The sequence below is a fragment of the Micromonospora sp. BS32 genome (genome assembly GCF_059089345.1).
Genome location: NZ_JBSSHR010000112.1, coordinates 1 through 452 on the forward strand (window position 1 = coordinate 1; position 452 = coordinate 452).

Consider the following 452-nt stretch of genomic DNA (forward strand, 5'->3'; position numbering starts at 1 on the left):
TTCCACTGGTACGCGGACTCCTTCTGACCCGCACGGCAGGGCGTCACAGCCGCCGGAAGTACACCGTGAGCGGGTGCGGAGTGCAGCCGAGGGAGTCGTAGAGGGCGCGGGCCGGTGCGTGGAAGGCGTCGCCGCCGGTGCCGATCTCGACGACCGCGGCGCCGAGCGCGCGCATCCGCGCGAAGGCGTGTTCGCACAGGGCGGTGCCCAGATGATGGCGCCGGTGCCCGGCCGCGACGGCCAGGATGTCGATGTCGCCCGTCTGGCGGGCCGGATCGACGCGCCAGGCCACGTACCCGGCGATCTTGTCGTCGGTCTCGGCGACGGCGACGTACCGGTGCTGTTCGGGCGCGTGGAGTTCGGCGACCTGCTTGCGGTAGTCCTCGCGCCAGTTGCCGTGCTGGACGGCGAAGACGGCCTCGCCCACCAGGGGGCGGAAGGACTCCTCGTAG

The 452-nt window shown here is 72.1% G+C and carries 1 protein-coding gene; it reads right to left on the reverse strand.

Going from position 1 to position 452, the window contains the following annotated elements; all coding sequences use genetic code 11:
* Positions 1 to 43: 43 nt before the first annotated feature.
* Positions 44 to 452: GNAT family N-acetyltransferase (locus tag AC5RWQ_RS30500; protein ID WP_494286048.1), on the reverse strand; the 409-nt coding region annotated here is incomplete at its 5' end.